Here is a 17,335-nt window from a genome sequence, read left to right on the forward strand (position 1 = left end):
AAATCACCCAGCGCCAGTTGCTGGCAGAAGCGCCCAGCCAGCTGTCCTGCACTGGGGCAGGTTCCACATCGAACTTGCCGCACGCGTTTGAGCAGCAGGCGCTGCTGATGCACCGGGGCACTGGCCATGTTCACGGAGCGATTTCGGCAAGCCTGGGTTACGCTGTCCAGATCCCGCCATCCGCTACTGCTGCCCCCAGTAGCGATGCCATCGCCGGGTGGCCTATCCAGCGACGCTTGCTAAGGCCCGGCGTCGCCTTGTCATATCTCTTCTGTACTGCCTGCGGCTTCGCGCCGCGTCTCAAGCGCAAACCTTCGGTTGGCTGAGGCGGTTTTGGCCGCCAGTTAGCCACCGTTGGTGAAGCGCTCTTGGTTAAGCGCCCTTAGTCAGTTGCTCCACCGGCTGGTGTCCGCCCTGTGGCTTGTCTTGCTGCGTGCAGCGGTCTGCCGCTTCTTTCGCACGGTCGCTCGCGCCATTCCACAGCTGACCGCTTGCCATCAATGCCTCAGCCTCATCCCACGATGCTTCCCACGCCACCAGCGGCTGGCGCGCATTCAAGGCACCGGCACTGACCAATGACTGCGTCATACGACTCCACCAATTGCTCATCACAAGCTCCCATTCATTTTCTGAATTGCATGGCACCCGGGCCATTCCCACCTCTGCCCGGGTGGCGTCACCCACGCGTTGCGAAATATCGGCAACAGGGGCACGCCTTGCGCCCCTGCCTTCATTGCTCTTACTTCTTGGCGTAAATCTGGTCGAAGCTACCGCCGTCGGCAAAGTGCGCCTTGTCAGCCGCAGCCCAGCCACCAAAGGCCTTGTCGATGGTGAACAGCTCCAGCTTGGGGAACTGGCTGGCGAACTCGGCCGCCACCTTGGCATCGGTAGGGCGGTAGAAGTTCTTGCCGGCAATGCGCTGGGCGTCTTCGGAGTACAGGTACTTCAGATAAGCCTCGGCCACTGCGCGCGTGCCGCGCTTGTCCACCACCTTGTCGACCACAGCCACCGAGGGCTCAGCCAGGATGGAGAGCGAAGGCGCAATGATCTGGAACTTCTCTGGGCCAAATTCCTTGAGCGCCAGATAGGCTTCGTTTTCCCAGGCCAGCAGCACATCGCCCAGACCACGCTGCACAAAGGTCACGGTAGAGCCGCGTGCGCCGGTGTCCAGCACGGGCACGTTCTTGTAGAGCTTGGTGATGAAATCCTTGGCCTGCGCATCACCGCCGTACTTGCGCTTGGCAAATTCCCAGGCGGCCAGATAGTTCCAGCGGGCACCGCCCGAGGTCTTGGGGTTGGGCGTAATCACCTGCACACCGGGCTTGACCAGATCGTCCCAGTCCTTGATGCCCTTGGGGTTGCCCTTCTTCACCAGAAACACAATGGTCGAGCTGTAAGGCGCGCTGTTGTGCGGCAGGCGCTTTTGCCAGTCGGCCTTGACGTTGCCGTTCTTGACCAAGGCATCAATATCACCGGCCAGCGCCAGCGTGGCGACATCGGCATCAATGCCGTCAATGATGGAACGCGCCTGCTTGCCCGAGCCACCGTGCGACTGCTTGATGGTCACGTCCTGGTTCTGCGTGGCCTTCCAGTGCTTGGCAAACGCCTGGTTGTAATTCACATACAGCTCACGGGTCGGGTCATAGGACACGTTGAGCAATTGCACGCCGCTTTGTTGTGCAAAAGCAGGCAATGTGGGCAGAGCGGAGAGGGTCAAGCCAGCAATCAGACCGGCAGCCAGAGGAAACTTGATAAAGTTGCGACGATTTTTCATTGGACTGTGTTCTTGGAGTGAATGGATAACGGGCTTCTTCTCCCCCGTTGCTGTGCATTCTTGACCCGCAGTCTTAAAACTCAAACTACTAAGATTTCAGTTTGTTATTACCCAAACATCTGTAATCAAACAAGAGGACCCTACACATGGCACGTACCGTTCATTGCATCAAGCTGGATCAGGATGCAGAAGGCCTGGACTTTCCCCCTGCACCCGGCGAACTGGGCAAGCGCATCTATGAAAGCGTGAGCAAGCAGGCCTGGGCCGACTGGCTCAAGCACCAGACCATGCTGATCAATGAAAACCGCCTGAACCTGGCCGACGCGCGCGCCCGCCAGTACCTGGCCCGTCAGATGGAAAACCATTTCTTTGGTGGCGGTGCAGATGCTGCTCAGGGCTACGTGCCTCCTAGCGCTGAGTAAGCTCGCCTGAGTCAGAGACCTCAGATACAAAAGCCCCGTGGCAATGCCCGGGGCTTTTTTGTTGCTGGCTGCAGCCAAAGGTGCCAGATTTGTCACGATCAGGAATCAAGGAAAACCAGCCTATACCCCAAGCACAGAAAGCGCGAGCAGCTATCAAAATTAAGTTATCGCCGTTCTCATCGGCATCGCCAACGGCAAACGCCAAGCCTCAAATAAAACAAACAATCAGTTCACCAAACCCAGGCAACACAGGTACTAACCCGAACAGCACCTCTATAACTGGCTAAAATCGCGCCCATCCTGCGGGAGAGCGGAGCCTGCAACGGTTCCCGCCGAAGGCGCAAACTCCCATAATCGCTCAGGCAATAAGTACCGCAGGTGGGTCAGACACGACCCGGATATCGCCAACTGGAGAGCAGCCCGCAATCACAAGTCTGCAGGGCTCACCGAAGGGGCAAGCATGTCCACCGCGAAGGTGTACATGCGCAACTCTCAGGTAAAAGGACAGCGGGAGAGGCAAACCAGACACTCCCGCTGATGTGAGTGGCTGGTCTATTTTCAAGTGCCGTCATGCTTCCTTCTGTCTCTTTGCTGGACTCGTTCCAGACTTCCAATTTCACCGTCATGCTGGTCATCTATCTGGTGGCCATCACTGCCGAAGCCATGTCCGGCGCGCTTGCTGCCGGCCGGCGCAATATGGATATCTTTGGCGTCGTCGTCATTGCCTTTGTCACGGCCCTTGGCGGCGGCACCATTCGCGACATGGTCCTGGGCCACTACCCAATTGGCTGGACGCAGCACCCCGAATATGTGTATCTGGTCATCAGCTTCGGCCTGCTGACCACGGTGATTGCACGCCATATGCACAGACTCAAGCAGGTGTTTTTGCTGCTGGACGCCATGGGCCTGATCGCCTTCTCGCTGATCGGCTGCAACACCGCGCTGGAGCTGGGCTACCCCACCATCGTCGTCATCATGGCGGGCATGATTACCGGTATCAGCGGCGGCATTTTGCGTGATGTGCTGTGCAACCAGGTGCCCGTCGTCTTCCGCCGCGAGCTGTATGCCAGCGTGTCGCTGGCCGTGTGCCTGATGTTCCTGGGCCTGCGTCACCTGGATGTCAGCCCCAATATCAGCACCATCGTATGTTTTGCCGGTGGTCTGGCCTTTCGTATGGCGGCCATTCGTTTTAAATGGCGCCTCCCTGTCTTCTCCTACCAGCAACGCTGGGAATAAAAGTGGACACCCCCTGTGGCGCTGCGCGCCTTCCCCCTCTCTCTCGCTACGCGGGAGGGGGACGCAGCCATCGCTGCGGGGCGGCCCTTGCTTGGCTGCACTGACTTCAGCGAACGCTCGTTTTTAGTGCCACGCCCTCTTTGATGTAGTTTTTTTCCATGTCTGAACCCATCACATGGATGCCTGATGGCACTCCCTATAACACCCGATTTGGCGACCGCTATCACAGCGAAGATGGCGGCCTCGATCAGGCTACCCATGTCTTTCTGGGTGGCTGCGGCCTGCCTGCCGCATGGGCCAACACGCCGCAATGGCGGATTCTGGAAACCGGTTTTGGCTTTGGTCTGAACTTTCTGGTGACCTGGGCGGCCTGGAAGGCAGACCCGCAGCGCACGCAGCTGCTGCATTTTGTTTCGGTTGAGGCCTTTCCCGTTTCCCGCGAAGACCTGCTGCAATCCTTGCCTGCGGATGGCCAGCTGCGCGCTCTGGGCCTGCAACTGGCCGAGCAGTGGTGGGGGCTGCTGCCAGGCGTGCACCGCCTGTCTTTTGAAGATGGCCAAGTGCTGCTGACGCTGTATCTAGGCCCGGCACAGACCATGCTGCGCAAGCAGCAACTCACGGCAGATAGCGTCTACCTCGATGGTTTTTCACCCCAGCTCAACCCCGAGCTGTGGGATGAGAACGCCATGAAAAACATCGCCCGCCACTGCCGCCGCGGCACGCAGCTGGCGACCTGGTGCGTCGCGGGCAGCGTGCGGCAAGCCCTGAAGACGCAGGGCTTTGACGTCAAAAAAGTGCCGGGAACGCCCCCCAAGCGACACAACCTGCAGGCAAGCTACAACCCGGCGTGGGAGCCCCGCCAGCGCGCGGATGGGCTGCCTGCGCCTGTCAAGCAGCCCGGCCACTGCCTGGTGCTGGGTGCAGGGCTAGCGGGTGCCGCCGCAGCAGCCAGTCTGGCAAGGCGGGGCTGGCAGGTCACCGTGCTCGACAGTGCTGCGCAGCCCGCTGCCGGAGCATCGGGTCTGCCTGCAGGGCTGTTCTGCCCCCATGTCTCACCCGATGACAGTGTTTTATCGCGCCTGTCCCGCAGCGGCGTGCGCACCACGCTACAAACTTTGCAGCAATTGAGCGCTACCCAAAAACTGCAAACCGGCGAGGACTGGGCCCATGGCGGCGTGCTGGAGCATGACCTGAACGAGCCCGCCCACCTGCCCCCCCAATGGCTGAAGACAGGCAGCGCCGAGCACGCCTGGGGCCCGCAGTGGAGCAAGCCCGCTACCGCTCAGCACCTGCAAGCCGCCCGCTTGCCTGATGACAGCCACGCCCTGTGGCACGCGCAGGCGGGCTGGGTCAGGCCTGCGCAACTGGTGCGGGCCTTGATGCAATCACCCCTTATTCAGTGGCAGGGCAATGCGGAAGCAGCCAGGCTGCAGTGCGATGAAGTCAGCGGCCAGTGGCAGGTGTTGAACCTGCAGGGCCAGAGCATTGCCCAGGCCGACATGCTGGTGCTGGCGCTAGGCCCGGCCAGCAAAACACTGCTGCAAGCCAGTGGCATGGATGCAGGACTGTGGGAGCTGCAAGCCATACGCGGGCAAGTCAGCGTGGCCGAGCATACGGCGCAGACGCAGGCGGCCATGCCGCCCTTCCCGGTCAACGGCCACGGCAATCTGGTGCCGGACTTTCCGGGTGGCACCCCTGCCAGCCCGCACCAATGGATCATGGGCTCCACCTTCGAGCGCGATGTGACCGAGCTGCCACCCAGCGCCGCCGACCAGCAGGCCGCACATGCAGGCAATGGCGAAAAGCTGGCCGCCCTGCTGCCCGCATGCAGGCAGGCGCTGCAATCCTTTTTTGATGCCCCGCAGCAGCCCGAGACCTGGGCGCGCGTGCGCTGCGCCGCCTATGACCGCCTGCCGCTGGCCGGCCCCGCCGGCGAAGCGGCGGACAGCCTGCCCGGCCTGTGGGTGCTGACGGGACTGGGCTCGCGCGGACTGACGCTTTCCATGCTGTGCGGCGAGTTGCTGGCAGCGCGCCTGCATGGGGAGCCACTGCCGCTGGATGCCAAGCTGGCGCAATCGCTGGGAACGCAGCGACTGTGGAGTCGCGTAACGCGTGATCTGGCGTGATCCGAAAAGCGCCTGACTAAAAATCAGGACTCCTAAAAAAAAGAGCACCTGCCGCTTATCCATAAAGCGCCAGGTGCTCTTTTAATGCCTGAAAGACTGGAATTACGGCAGCGTAATCGCGTCTGCTGAGACTAAAGGCTCCAGCTTGGTGGCCAGCACCTTATCGAGCGTCTTGCCGTCCATGTCCACCACTTCAAAGCGCCAGTCTTCCCACTCGACCACGTCGGATTCGCTGGGCACGCGGCCCAGCAACAGCATCACCATGCCGCTGAGCGTGTGATAGCGGCCGCGCTCCTCTTCGGGCACGGCATGCAGATTCAGGCGGTCCTTGAGTTCAGGCACGGGGATATGTCCATCCAGCAGCCAGCTGCCATCCGGACGCTGCACAGCCCAGCTGGTTTCGTCGTCGCGCGGCTGGAATTCACCGGTAATCGCTTCAATCAAATCCTGCAGCGTGACAATGCCTTGCACCTCGCCGTATTCATCGATCACAAACGCCATGTGCAGATCAGAGTTACGGAAGGTGTCCAGCAGCTCCATGCCAGTGATGGTTTCCGGCACATAGAGCGCCGTCTGCAGCGGCTGATCGCCAAGCTTTTGCTCGCCCTTCTGGCGCACGGTCTGCGCCAGCCACTGGCGGGCATTGAGCACGCCCACGATATTGTTCATATCGCCACGCACCACGGGGTAGCGCGCATGGTCGGCTTCTTCCATCCGGGTCAGATTGACGTCCAGGCTGTCATCAATATCCAAAAACACCACATCGCTGCGCGGCACCATGAGTGAGCCGATCTGGCGGTCATCCAGCCGGAACACATTGCGCACCATGGTGTGCTCTTGTGACTCGATCACACCGGCGCTGTGACCCTCCACCAAAATGGCCTGAATTTCCTCTTCGGTCACCACGCTGCCATTGCTTTCCTTGACGCCCAGCAGTTTGAGCAGGCCGCGTGTGGATGCCGACAGCAGCCACACAAAAGGCTTGGTGGCCAGAGCCAGAAAGTTGATGGGGCGCGAGATCAGGCGCGCCAGCGCTTCGGGGTTGGTCTGGCCCAGACGCTTGGGAACCAGCTCGCCCACCACGATAGAGAAGTAGGTGATCAGCACCACAACCAGACCGGTAGAGACGTAACCAGCCGTTTTGGCCTGCATGCCGGCGTCTATCAGCTTGAGTGCCAGCGGCCCGGCTAGAGCCGCCTCGCCCACGATACCGTTGAGCACGCCAATCGAGGTAATACCAATCTGAATGGTGGAGAGAAAACGCGTTGGGTCCTCTCCTAGTTTGATAGCAGCTACCGCACCGCTGTCGCCCTCATCCACCATTTTTTGCATGCGGCTCTTGCGGGCGGTAACCAGCGCAATCTCCGACATGGCGAACACGCCGTTCAAACAGATGAGAGCGAAAAGTATGGCTATTTCCATAGTCAGGCACCCGCTTTCAATCCAGGCGCCTCAATCATTGAACAAGCCCCGATTCTAGGGAATCAGCGAGCCTTGCTTACAGATAAATGCAAGTGCACTGCAAGGAAATCCCCAGATACGGCGCACTTTGGCGCGAAAGCAAGCCTTTCTTTACGGTCTCACATATTCTTTTAGTTATATATGAAGGACTAAATAATCGTTTGTTTTTATATAAAGCCTCTCTACAGTTCGCTCCAACGATCACAGTGCAATGCCATTCGAGGCAAGGCATTCGCTCCACGGAAGAACTGAAGACATGTATCAATACACCGATTTCGACAAAGCGTTCGTCAAGCAACGCGCCGACCAGTTCCGTGACCAGCTGGAACGCTGGCAGGCAGGCAAGCTCGCGGAAGATGATTTCCGCCCGCTGCGTCTGCAAAACGGCTGGTATGTACAGCGCTATGCGCCCATGCTGCGCGTGGCCGTGCCTTATGGCGAGATCAACTCCGCCCAGATTCGCGTGCTGGCCAAGGTCGCCCGTGAGTACGACGAGCCCGAAGCCGCCGTCTTTCAGGCCGCGCTGGATGGCCAGGGCAAGATGGGCACCACCTATCTGCCCAAGAACTGCGCCCACTTCACCACCCGCACCAATGTGCAGTTCAACTGGATCCCCTTGTCCAGAGCTGCCGATGTGATGGACCTGCTGGCCAGCGTCAACCTGCACGGCATTCAGACCAGCGGCAACTGCATCCGCAACACCACCACCGATGCGCTGGCCGGTATTGCCCCTGACGAAGCCATTGACCCCCGCCCCTACGCAGAAATTTTGCGCCAGTGGACCACGCTGCACCCCGAGTTCGCCTTCCTGCCACGCAAGTTCAAGATCGCCATCACCGGCGCCAAGGAAGACCGCGCAGCCACAGGCTGGCACGATGTGGGCCTGCACATGGTCAATAATGAAGCGGGCGAAATCGGCTTCAAGGTTTTTGTCGGTGGCGGCATGGGCCGCACGCCCGTGATCGGCACCGTGATTCGTGAGTTCCTGCCCTGGAACCAGATCATGAATTACATCGAGGCCATCGTGCGTGTCTACAACGAGCTGGGCCGCCGCGACAACAAGTACAAGGCGCGCATCAAGATTCTGGTCAAGGCCGAAGGCCAGGCCTATATCGACGCGGTGGAAGAAGAATTCCGCCAGATCGTTGACGTAGACGGCGGCCCCCACACTGTGCCTCAGGCCGAGTTTGACCGCGTGGCCGCCATGTTCACCACGCCCGATCTACCCGCCATTGCCGAGGCAGCTGCCGACGAGCTGACCCTGATCGAACAAACGGCCAAAGAGCCCGCCTTTGCCCGCTGGGTCGCCCGCAACGTGCATGCCCACAAGCTGGCAGGCCTGCGCGCCGTCACCCTGTCTTTCAAGCGCGTGGGCCAAGCCCCTGGCGATGCACAGAGCGAGCAGCTCGATGCACTGGCGCAATTGGTCGATGCCTTCTCCGCAGGCGAAGCCCGCGTAACGCATGACCAGAACGTGATGCTGCCCTGGGTACAGGTCGGCCAGCTGCATGCGCTGTGGACCGAAGCCAAGGCTCTGGGTCTGGCCAGCACCAATGTGGCCCTGCTGACCGACATGATTGCCTGCCCCGGCGGCGACTTCTGCGCACTGGCCAACGCCCGCAGCCTGCCCATTGCCGACGCCATCACCGCCCGTTATCAGGATCTGGACGAGCTGGACGATATCGGCGAGATTGACCTGCACATCAGCGGCTGCATCAACAGCTGCGGTCACCACCACAGTGGCCACATCGGCATTCTGGGCGTGGATAAGGACGGCAAGGAGTGGTACCAGGTCACTCTGGGCGGCTCTGACGGCTCCACCCTCTCGGGCAACGCCGTGGCTGGCAAGGCCATCGGCCCATCTTTCAGCGCCGCCGAGGTGCCTGACGTGATCGAAGCCGTGCTGAGCACCTACCGCGACCTGCGCCACAGCGGCGAACACTTTATTGACGCCGTGCGCCGCATTGGCATCGACCCTTTCAAGGAAGCTGGCAAGGCTGCCCGCCATCCCGCAGAAGACGAAGAAGCCGCGCTGGCCTGAGCCGCGAGCAAGAACAAAAAGCCAAGAGCAAGGAATTGATAATGAAAATTCTGGCAAGCCATGACTACCAGGCCCCCAGCGAGAGCACCGGCCACGTGCTGGTACTGGCCAATGATGTGAATGCACTGGAAGCCGATCTCGACGGCATCACGCAAGTCGACCTGAACTTCCCCAACTTCACCGACGGCCGCGCCTTCAGCCAGGCCTATCTGCTGCGTCGCCGCCTGAAATTTGCGGGCGACATCCGCGCCACCGGCGATGTGTTGATCGACCAGCTGGTGCAGATGCAGCGCACGGGCTTCAGTTCTGCCGTGCTGCGCGAAGGCGTAGACGCTGCCGATGCACAGCGCCAGTTCGAGCGCTTTGGCGGCTACTACCAGGCCGATGCGCTGGAGCACCACCCCCACTTTGCCCAGACTTCGGCGCTGGAGGCCGCATGAGCCAGCTCGCCCCCGCCATGAATCTCGCCAGCGTCAACGCTGAGCTGGGCCACGATGCCGCTGCGCTGGTGCGCTGGGCCGTGGGTCTGGGTCAGCCCACCATCGTCACCACCAACTTCCGCCCGTTTGAAGCGGTGATTTTGCACATGGTCGCTCAGGCCCGCCCTGATGTGCCCGTGGTCTGGATGGACAACGGCTACAACACCGAAGCCACCTACCAGTTTGCCGACGCAGTCACCAAGCAGCTGGGCCTGAACCTTAAGATCTACCTGCCCCTGCGCAGCCGTGCTCACCGCGAAGCGGTAGAAGGCGCCACGCCAGCGCTGGATGACCCGCGCCACGCAGCCTTTACTGAAGAAGTAAAGCTGGAGCCCTTCACCCGTGCCCTGCGCGAAACAGCGCCCAAGGTCTGGTTCACCGCACTGCGCGCGACCGATACCGCTGTGCGTGCCGCCATGGACCCCGTCAGCATCAACCCCGACGGTCTGATCAAAGTGGCACCGCTGCTGCACTGGTCCAGCAAAGACCTGCACGAGTACTGCCAGAAGCACGGTCTGCCCAACAATTTTGACTATGTCGACCCTACCAAGGGCGAAGACAACCGCGAGTGCGGCCTGCACATCTCTCACTAACTCCCTGAGTCGCACGCGGCGCCGCCTCCCAAGGGGGACGGCAACCTCGCTGCGAGAGCGGCCCTTGCGGGCTGCACCTGTGTTTAGGTCAGCGCCAGTTTTGTAAGCCGTTGATTGAAAAAAGATAGCTGCCTGCGCAATCTCCATATGCGCTACAGCACGATTTGATTGGACAAACAATGAACGCCCGAGTGGATACCTCCGTCCTGAGCCATCTCAGCAACCGCCATCTGGATGCGCTGGAAGAAGAAACCATCTTCATCCTGCGCGAAGTGGCTGCCGTGTTTGAACGCCCCACCCTGCTGTTTTCGGGTGGCAAGGATTCTCTGGTCATGCTGCGCTGCGCCGAGAAGGCGTTTGGCGTGGGCCGCATCCCTTACCCCCTGTTGATGATCGACACCGGCCACAACTTCCATGAAGTGACCGATTTCCGTGACCAGCGTGCCAAGGAGCTGGGTGCCGAGCTGATCGTGCGCAGCGTGGAAGATTCCATGGCGCGCGGCACCGTGCGCCTGGCCCACCCCGGCGAATCGCGCAATGTGCACCAGTCGGTGACGCTGCTGGAAGCGATTGAAGAGTTCCGCTTTGACGCGCTGATCGGCGGTGCCCGCCGCGACGAAGAAAAGGCACGCGCCAAGGAACGCATCTTCAGCCACCGCGACAGCTTTGGTCAGTGGCAGCCCAAGGACCAGCGCCCCGAGCTGTGGACGCTGTTCAACACCCGCATTGCGCAGGGCGAGCATTTCCGCGTCTTCCCCATCAGCAACTGGACGGAGCTGGACGTGTGGCAGTACATCGCCCGCGAAAACATCGCCCTGCCAAGCCTGTACTACACCCACAAGCGTGATGTGGTGGAGCGCAAGGGCCTGCTGGTGCCTGTGACCGAGCTGACCCCGCCACGTGATGGCGAGGAAATCGTGCAGCGCGATGTGCGCTTTCGCACCGTGGGCGACATCACCTGCACCTGCCCTGTGGAAAGCACCGCCGCATCGGCCGAAGACATCGTGATCGAGACCCTGTCTGCCGAAGTCAGCGAGCGCGGCGCGACCCGCATGGATGACAAGACCAGCGAAGCGTCTATGGAAAAGCGCAAAAAAGACGGGTATTTCTAACGCTCCCCCTGTGGCGCTATCGCGCCTTCCCCCTCTCTCGCTTCGCTGCGCTTGCGGGAGGGGGACGACGCCATCGCCGCGAGGCGGCTCTTGCTCGGCGTCCCTGGGTTGGGTTGTGCTTGATTGACGCGCAGTGCGCGTACCTGAATCACTGAGACAAATACGATGACTGAAACTATTAATTCCGCAGCTGCCAGCGCTACTGCCCCAAGCGCTGCAGGCCAATTTGATACTGATAACAGCAGTGCGCTGCGCTTTATTACCTGCGGCTCCGTCGATGACGGCAAGAGCACGCTGATTGGCCGTCTGCTGGTCGATACCCGCGCCGTGCTGCAAGACCAGCTGGCTGGGGTCACCAAGAGGGGCGAGACCGATCTGGCGCTACTGACCGACGGTCTGGCCGCCGAGCGCGAGCAAGGCATCACCATTGACGTAGCCTACCGCTACTTCGCCACCGAGTCGCGCAAGTTCATCATTGGCGATGCGCCCGGCCACGAACAGTACACCCGCAATATGGTGACGGCTGCATCGAGCGCCGACGCCGCCGTGGTGCTGGTCGATGCCACCAAGCTGGACTGGAAGAATGCCGATCTGGAGCTGCTGCCCCAGACCCGCCGCCACAGCCTGCTGGCCCATTTGCTGCGCGTGAACTCGCTGATCTTCGCGGTCAACAAGCTTGATGCCGTGCAAGACCCGGCTCTGGCCTTTGCCCACATCAACGCCGCGCTGCAAAAATTCACAGCCACCGCGGGCATTAAGGTCACAACCACCGTGCCCGTGTCAGCCCTCAAGGGCTTCAACGTGGTCAACACCGAAGCCGGCTGGGCGGGCTACAACGGCCCCAGCCTGCTGCAAGTGCTGGAGCAGTTGCCCAACACCCCCACCGACAACGCGCTGGCGCTGGCCTTCCCCGTGCAGTGGGTCGAGAAGTTCTCGTCTTCTGCCGACACCAGCCAAGGCCGCCGCGTATTCTGGGGCCGCGTCGCAACAGGCGTGGCACAGGTCGGTGCGCAGGTTCAGATTCTGCCCAGCGGCCAGCTGGCCACCGTGGCCCAGGTCATAGACCATGCCCGCGCGCCCAAGGGTGTACACGCAGGCCTGTCCGCCGGTATCACGCTGGACCGCGAGGTCGATGTCTCGCGTGGCGACTGGATTGTGGCGGCTCCCGTGGCCGCTGCGGCCGCCGCCGAAGACGACTTTGATGCCCCGGCAGCAGTCAGCCCATGGCCCAGCACCCGCGAGATCACGGCCACCGTGGCATGGATGGACAACGAGCCTCTGGTGCCCGGCCGCGTCTACTGGGCGCTGCACGGCCACCGCTGGGTCAAGGCCAAGGCACGCCGCCTGGTGCACCGCCTCAACATCAACACACTGGGTGAAGAACAGGCCCAGCTGCTGGAAGCCAACGCCATCGGTCAGGTGGAGCTGGTGCTGCAGGAAGCCATCCCCGCTGCGCCCTTCACACAGGCTCGCCAGCTGGGCGCCATGATTTTGGTGGACACGGCCAGCAACGCAACTGCGGGTGCTGTGCTGGTGCACTGAACCCGGAAAACGCACCACGGACGCACGGCGATCTGAGCTGCAAACCAGATCACCGTGCGGCCTTATCTAGCCTGGCACTGGCGCCAAGCGGGAAAAAACCTAGAATCACAGGGTTTACCAATCCCACCCTACAAGAAGAATCCCAATGACTCACGTCGTTACCGAAAATTGCATCAAGTGCAAATACACCGATTGCGTGGATGTTTGTCCCGTGGACTGCTTCCGTGAAGGTCCTAACTTCCTGGTCATCGATCCCGATGAATGCATTGACTGCGCAGTCTGCATTCCCGAGTGCCCAGCGAACGCCATCTTTGCCGAAGAAGATGTGCCTGCTGACCAGCTGGCCTTCATCAAGCTGAACGTCGATCTCTCCCAGATCAAGACCTGGAAGAGCATTACCAAGCGCAAGGCTGCACTGCCTGATGCCGACGAGTGGAATGGCAAGCCAAATAAAGTGGATTTGCTCGAGCGCTAAGCCGTTCAGGGTGCCGTCTGCGCTACGCTCGACAGCATGAGCCTGTCCAACGCAACGCCCAACGCATCCTCTTCCCAACAACCCGCCGTGGAAACCGACGCCCTCATCATTGGCGCAGGTCCGGCGGGTTTGTTTCAGGCCTTTCAGCTAGGTCTGCAGGGCATTCACGCCCATCTGATTGATACCCTGCCCCATGTCGGCGGCCAGTGCAGCCAACTCTACGGCCACAAGCCCATCTACGACGTGCCCGGCATCCCGGTCTGCACAGGGCTAGAACTAGTGCAACTGCTAGAAAAGCAGATTGAGCCGATGAAAGTACCTCGCCACCTTGGTCAGCAGGTTCAGACCCTGCAAGCCATGGAGGATGGACGCTGGCAGGTCTCAAGCTCTGCTGGCACTGTGTTTCACGCCTGCACCGTCTTTATCGCCGCAGGTGTGGGCGCTTTTGTGCCCAAGGCATTGAAAGTTGCAGGCCTAGAGCTGCTGACAATGGGGCAGTTGCACTATCACCCGCTGCAACTGGATATGGCGGCTAGCCACAATGTGCTGGTCTATGGCGGTGATGAAGAAGCGGTGAACGCCGCCATCCGCTGTGCAGCAACTGCCGCAAAAACCCAACTCATGCACCGCCGCGACAGCTTCAATGCCGAGCCTGCGCAACTGGCTCAGTTGCAGCAACTGCGCGAATCTGGTGCCATTGAGGTACTGATTGGCCAGATCACCGACATTCAGCAAGAAATCGGCCAACTCAACGCCGTGCAATGGATGGATGGCGAGGGCAATGAGCAGCCTCTGGCTATCGAGCAATTACTGGTATTTCAAGGCATCTCGCCCAAGCTAGGCCCTGTGACAGACTGGGGGCTGGCACTGGAGCGCAAGCAACTGCTGGTAGACCCCGCCACGCTGGCCACCAGCGCCCAAGGCATTTATGCCATTGGCGACATCGTCAGCTACCCCGGCAAGAAACGACTGATTCTCTGCGCCTTCCACGAGGCCACCATGGCCGCGTTTGCCGCCGCTGAGTACCTGCAAGGCAGCAAGCCGCTGCTGGAATACACAACCACCAGCGCCCGTCTGCACGCCATTCTGGGCGTCGCTCACTAAATCTACGGCCTATTCAGGCCTATCTCTGCCTGCGCGCCGCAGGCATAAAAAAACCGCTACCCCATTTGCATGGGATAGCGGTGTCAATCACGACGGGGCTATCTGACCCCACCGCGCGCACTTCGTTTAGACCCGCTGACACCTCTTTTGAGGTCAACCGTCAACCTTCGGTTAACTGGGTTGTGTCAGCGGCTCTTATTCAAATCAATGGCCGTGTGCAGGCTTGGCTTGAATGACCGGAACTTCCTTGCCTTCCTTGTCAAACACCTTGCCACCTTCAACACGGTCACCATCGGCCAGAGCTTCCAGCACATGCTGGCTCAGAACGCGGCCATAGCCAGCTTCAAAAACGGAAGGCTGATCGGAGTTGCCTTGCTTGAAGTGGTTGTAGACCAGGTTCAGGGTCACAGCCACCAGAGCTGTCGCGCTGATACCGGAGTGGAAAATCGTCGCAAACCATTCAGGGAACTGGTCGTAGAACTTGGGAGCAACCACAGGCAGCAGACCTGCGCTCACCGAAGTGGCAACAATAATCAGATTCATATTGTTGTTGTATTCCACCTTGGCCAGAGTACGAATGCCGCTGGCAGCCACGGTGCCGAACAGCACCAGACCCGCGCCACCCAGCACGGAAGGAGGCACGCAGGCAACGATACGGCCCATGATGGGCAGCACGCCAAACACGATCAGGATCAGACCGGAGAAAGCCACCACAAAACGGCTCTTGACGCCAGTCACAGCAACCAGACCCACGTTTTGGGCAAATGCGCTTTGTGTGAAGCCGCCGAAGATAGGTGCAACGATGCTGGAGAGCATGTCAGCGCGCAGACCATCACCCAGACGACGACCGTCCACGGGGCTGTCCACGATTTCGCCCACGGCCAGAACGTCAGCCGAGGTTTCCACCAGGATCACCAGAATCACGATGAACATCGAGATGGTGGCTGCCATATCAAAGGTAGGCCAGCCAAAGTGCAGCGGTGTGGGCACGGCAAAGATGGGGCCGCTGAAGACTTGCGAGAAGTCTGCCTTACCGACGAACACCGCAGTCACCGTACCACCCACAATCGCCACCAGAATAGACAGGCGCGACAGCATGGCATTGCCCAGCTTGCTGAACAGCAGAACCATGAACAGGGACAGGCCAGCCAGACCGATATTGCCCATGCTGCCGTAATCAGCAGACTTGGCATTGCCACCCATGGCCCAGTGCGCAGCCACAGGCATCAGCGACATGCCAATCACTGTAATCACGCAACCATTCACCAGTGGCGGGAAGAATTTGGTAATGCGCGAGAAAACCGGCGCAATGATCAAGCCCAGTACCGAGGCGTACATGACAGCACCCAGCACGCCTTGCATACCGCCACCGGTATGCAAAATGCTGACCATGGTGGCAACGCCCGCGAACGAGACGCCTTGCACCAGAGGCAAACGGCAACCAAAGAAAGGCAAGCCCAAGGTTTGCAACAGCGTTGCAACCCCGCCCATGAACAGGCAGGCAGTCACCAGCAGACCGGCGTCGGCTGCGGACATACCGGCAGCTTCAGCAACAATCAAAGGCACGGCCACAATGCCGCCATACATCGTCAACACATGTTGCAAGCCATACATGAGGTTGGCTGTAAAGCCTAAGTTCTCATCTTCGGGCCGCTGGGCACCCGAACTCTGGGGCGCTCCGGTCTGATCGCTCATCTCTGTCTCCTAATTTGTCCAACGTACTAAGGCTCTGGAGGCCTTTTGCTCTATTTATTCGATTTGCAACACACTCAAAAGCTGCGATTTTCTGATGCGCAGCTTTACGACTTGTGTAGCTGCCTGTCGCTCTTCTATGTGAGAGCGATCCGGCGCATGCGAAGAGCAAACAACTCTTTCATTCACCTAAGCTAGTCCATCAATCCCCTTTGATTGCGCACTGTCCGTCAGGCGGACTATTCCATTACGCAATCAAAGCCATACCCAACAGGGCATGAGTTGAGAATGTACGTCGGCAGAATGCAGAAATTGTCTACAGTTTTGTATACAAAGTGCTGACCATAACCTTTCCAAAGTAGAAAATCGAACTAAATACTTACATTGCCACACTAGTTAAGAGTGACTGACGCTGCCCCAGCAGCCCAAAAGTGGGGCGTACGACGAAGCATCCAGGCGAAGGCAAAAGAGAAATCAATCGTCCTCAGCCTGCGCAATGCCGGGGAACAGCACATCCGTAAAGCCAAATTGACTGAAGTCTCGCATCCGCATGGGGTAGAGCTTGCCCCAAAGGTGATCGCACTCGTGCTGAACCACTCGCGCATGAAAGCCCTCCACCGTACGATCTATGAGGTCACCATAGATATCAAAGCCCGTATAACGCACAGAATTCCAGCGCGGCACCATGCCTCGCATCCCAGGCACAGAAAGGCAGCCTTCCCAATCCAGCAGCTCCTGCTCACCTATAGGCGTGATAACAGGGTTGATCAACACCGTGATCGGCACGATAGGTGCATCGGGATAACGTGGATTGGGTTGCCCCGAACCAAACACCACGACTTGCAGATCGACACCAATCTGAGGAGCTGCCAGACCAGCTCCGTTGGCGGCATGCATGGTGTCCAGCAAATCCTTAAGAAGCAGGTGCAAAGCATCTGTATCAAATTCACTAACAGGCTTGGCAACCTGCAGCAGGCGGGGGTCACCCATTTTCAAAATTGTGCGAACTGTCATATCAGTACCATGCGCAGCAGCCTTTGAGCCGCCGCTTTCGTGCTCCATATCCAAAAAGCAAAGAGCTACATTGCTGTAGCGAACATTCAAAAGCATAGCGTCAGCCCCGCACAGCATCTCCGATGCAGCCATTTATGGGCTCAAGCGTAGAGAATTTGGTGAAATTCTGGCGAACTTCCTGCGAGCCTCTTTTTCCGTCCTATAATCTGGGTCTTCTTCCTCAATAGCTCAGTTGGTAGAGCGCCGGACTGTTAATCCGTAGGT

At 59.7% G+C, this 17,335-nt stretch carries 15 protein-coding genes and 2 riboswitches; of the genes, 10 read left to right on the forward strand and 5 right to left on the reverse strand.

Going from position 1 to position 17,335, the window contains the following annotated elements; translation table 11 throughout:
- Window positions 1-372: 372 nt before the first annotated feature.
- Together RSF91_RS14885 and RSF91_RS14890 are read right to left on the reverse strand one after the other, a co-directional pair.
- The gene (locus tag RSF91_RS14885) at window positions 373-609 is read right to left on the reverse strand and encodes a hypothetical protein (protein ID WP_332569152.1); all 237 of its coding nucleotides are present in this window, start codon (window positions 607-609) and stop codon (window positions 373-375) included.
- A 130-nt stretch (window positions 610-739) separates the two neighbouring features.
- On the reverse strand, window positions 740-1,774 hold the full coding sequence (locus RSF91_RS14890) for a sulfate ABC transporter substrate-binding protein (RefSeq protein ID WP_332569153.1): 1,035 nt from the start codon (window positions 1,772-1,774) through the stop codon (window positions 740-742).
- 146 nt (window positions 1,775-1,920) lie between these two features.
- Between RSF91_RS14890 and RSF91_RS14895 the strand changes: the two genes are divergently transcribed.
- The 3 genes from RSF91_RS14895 to mnmC all read left to right on the forward strand — a co-directional run bounded on the left by RSF91_RS14895 (window position 1,921) and on the right by mnmC (window position 5,558).
- Complete coding sequence (locus tag RSF91_RS14895) at window positions 1,921-2,196, forward strand: oxidative damage protection protein (protein WP_332569154.1); 276 nt, start codon at window positions 1,921-1,923, stop codon at window positions 2,194-2,196.
- 293 nt (window positions 2,197-2,489) lie between these two features.
- Window positions 2,490-2,581: riboswitch (glycine riboswitch) on the forward strand.
- A gap of 13 nt (window positions 2,582-2,594) precedes the next feature.
- Window positions 2,595-2,714, forward strand: a riboswitch (glycine riboswitch).
- Between the two features lie 52 nt (window positions 2,715-2,766).
- On the forward strand, window positions 2,767-3,432 hold the full coding sequence (locus RSF91_RS14900) for a trimeric intracellular cation channel family protein (protein ID WP_332569155.1): 666 nt from the start codon (window positions 2,767-2,769) through the stop codon (window positions 3,430-3,432).
- Between the two features lie 179 nt (window positions 3,433-3,611).
- Window positions 3,612-5,558: an FAD-dependent 5-carboxymethylaminomethyl-2-thiouridine(34) oxidoreductase MnmC gene (gene mnmC, locus RSF91_RS14905; protein WP_332569166.1), complete on the forward strand. Its 1,947-nt coding sequence runs from the start codon at window positions 3,612-3,614 to the stop codon at window positions 5,556-5,558.
- A 102-nt stretch (window positions 5,559-5,660) separates the two neighbouring features.
- Here the strand turns inward: mnmC and RSF91_RS14910 are convergent, their stop codons facing one another.
- Window positions 5,661-6,980 carry a hemolysin family protein gene (locus RSF91_RS14910; protein WP_099736431.1) on the reverse strand — a complete coding sequence of 440 codons (1,320 nt, stop codon included), beginning with the start codon at window positions 6,978-6,980 and terminating at the stop codon, window positions 5,661-5,663.
- A gap of 295 nt (window positions 6,981-7,275) precedes the next feature.
- On the opposite strand from RSF91_RS14910, the gene RSF91_RS14915 reads away from it, so the two are divergent.
- From RSF91_RS14915 to RSF91_RS14945, 7 genes are all read left to right on the forward strand, one after another.
- Window positions 7,276-9,060, forward strand: a complete 1,785-nt coding sequence (locus tag RSF91_RS14915; protein WP_332569156.1) for a nitrite/sulfite reductase — start codon at window positions 7,276-7,278, stop codon at window positions 9,058-9,060.
- Window positions 9,061-9,101: 41 nt separating this feature from the next.
- Complete coding sequence (locus RSF91_RS14920; RefSeq protein WP_332569157.1) at window positions 9,102-9,500, forward strand: DUF934 domain-containing protein; 399 nt, start codon at window positions 9,102-9,104, stop codon at window positions 9,498-9,500.
- Entirely contained in the window at window positions 9,497-10,132 is a 636-nt protein-coding gene (locus tag RSF91_RS14925) for a phosphoadenosine phosphosulfate reductase domain-containing protein (RefSeq protein ID WP_332569158.1), read from the forward strand. Before RSF91_RS14920 ends, RSF91_RS14925 begins: the two co-directional genes overlap by 4 nt.
- A 179-nt stretch (window positions 10,133-10,311) precedes the next feature.
- Window positions 10,312-11,244, forward strand: coding sequence for a sulfate adenylyltransferase subunit CysD (gene cysD, locus RSF91_RS14930; protein ID WP_332569159.1), 933 nt, complete (start codon window positions 10,312-10,314; stop codon window positions 11,242-11,244).
- 165 nt (window positions 11,245-11,409) lie between these two features.
- Window positions 11,410-12,786 (forward strand): sulfate adenylyltransferase subunit 1, encoded by a 1,377-nt coding sequence (locus RSF91_RS14935; RefSeq protein ID WP_332569160.1) that lies wholly within the window; start codon window positions 11,410-11,412, stop codon window positions 12,784-12,786.
- Between the two features lie 145 nt (window positions 12,787-12,931).
- A complete protein-coding gene (gene fdxA / locus RSF91_RS14940; RefSeq protein WP_099736426.1) occupies window positions 12,932-13,261 on the forward strand; it encodes a ferredoxin FdxA in 330 nt (109 codons plus the stop codon).
- A gap of 36 nt (window positions 13,262-13,297) precedes the next feature.
- Window positions 13,298-14,365: an NAD(P)/FAD-dependent oxidoreductase gene (locus RSF91_RS14945; protein ID WP_332569161.1), complete on the forward strand. Its 1,068-nt coding sequence runs from the start codon at window positions 13,298-13,300 to the stop codon at window positions 14,363-14,365.
- A 204-nt stretch (window positions 14,366-14,569) separates the two neighbouring features.
- Here RSF91_RS14945 and RSF91_RS14950 read toward each other — a convergent pair whose 3' ends face one another.
- Both RSF91_RS14950 and def read right to left on the reverse strand, forming a co-directional pair.
- A complete protein-coding gene (locus RSF91_RS14950; RefSeq protein ID WP_332569162.1) occupies window positions 14,570-16,060 on the reverse strand; it encodes a nucleobase:cation symporter-2 family protein in 1,491 nt (496 codons plus the stop codon).
- Between the two features lie 471 nt (window positions 16,061-16,531).
- Complete coding sequence (def, locus tag RSF91_RS14955) at window positions 16,532-17,071, reverse strand: peptide deformylase (protein ID WP_332569167.1); 540 nt, start codon at window positions 17,069-17,071, stop codon at window positions 16,532-16,534.
- Window positions 17,072-17,335: the final 264 nt, after the last annotated feature.

The organism is Comamonas sp., from assembly GCF_036643215.1.
Lineage (GTDB): Bacteria > Pseudomonadota > Gammaproteobacteria > Burkholderiales > Burkholderiaceae_C > Comamonas.

Excerpts from the sequence above, each read along its gene's own strand:
- RSF91_RS14920 (WP_332569157.1), top strand. The coding sequence starts at position 9,102 with ATGAAAATTCTGGCAAGCCATGACTACCAGGCCCCCAGCGAGAGCACC.
- def (WP_332569167.1), bottom strand. The coding sequence starts at position 17,071 with ATGACAGTTCGCACAATTTTGAAAATGGGTGACCCCCGCCTGCTGCAG.
- RSF91_RS14925 (WP_332569158.1), top strand. The coding sequence starts at position 9,497 with ATGAGCCAGCTCGCCCCCGCCATGAATCTCGCCAGCGTCAACGCTGAG.
- RSF91_RS14895 (WP_332569154.1), top strand. The coding sequence starts at position 1,921 with ATGGCACGTACCGTTCATTGCATCAAGCTGGATCAGGATGCAGAAGGC.
- mnmC (WP_332569166.1), top strand. The coding sequence starts at position 3,612 with ATGCCTGATGGCACTCCCTATAACACCCGATTTGGCGACCGCTATCAC.
- RSF91_RS14935 (WP_332569160.1), top strand. The coding sequence starts at position 11,410 with ATGACTGAAACTATTAATTCCGCAGCTGCCAGCGCTACTGCCCCAAGC.
- RSF91_RS14890 (WP_332569153.1), bottom strand. The coding sequence starts at position 1,774 with ATGAAAAATCGTCGCAACTTTATCAAGTTTCCTCTGGCTGCCGGTCTG.
- RSF91_RS14910 (WP_099736431.1), bottom strand. The coding sequence starts at position 6,980 with ATGGAAATAGCCATACTTTTCGCTCTCATCTGTTTGAACGGCGTGTTC.
- RSF91_RS14900 (WP_332569155.1), top strand. The coding sequence starts at position 2,767 with ATGCTTCCTTCTGTCTCTTTGCTGGACTCGTTCCAGACTTCCAATTTC.
- RSF91_RS14950 (WP_332569162.1), bottom strand. The coding sequence starts at position 16,060 with ATGAGCGATCAGACCGGAGCGCCCCAGAGTTCGGGTGCCCAGCGGCCC.
- fdxA (WP_099736426.1), top strand. The coding sequence starts at position 12,932 with ATGACTCACGTCGTTACCGAAAATTGCATCAAGTGCAAATACACCGAT.
- RSF91_RS14945 (WP_332569161.1), top strand. The coding sequence starts at position 13,298 with ATGAGCCTGTCCAACGCAACGCCCAACGCATCCTCTTCCCAACAACCC.
- RSF91_RS14885 (WP_332569152.1), bottom strand. The coding sequence starts at position 609 with ATGAGCAATTGGTGGAGTCGTATGACGCAGTCATTGGTCAGTGCCGGT.
- cysD (WP_332569159.1), top strand. The coding sequence starts at position 10,312 with ATGAACGCCCGAGTGGATACCTCCGTCCTGAGCCATCTCAGCAACCGC.
- RSF91_RS14915 (WP_332569156.1), top strand. The coding sequence starts at position 7,276 with ATGTATCAATACACCGATTTCGACAAAGCGTTCGTCAAGCAACGCGCC.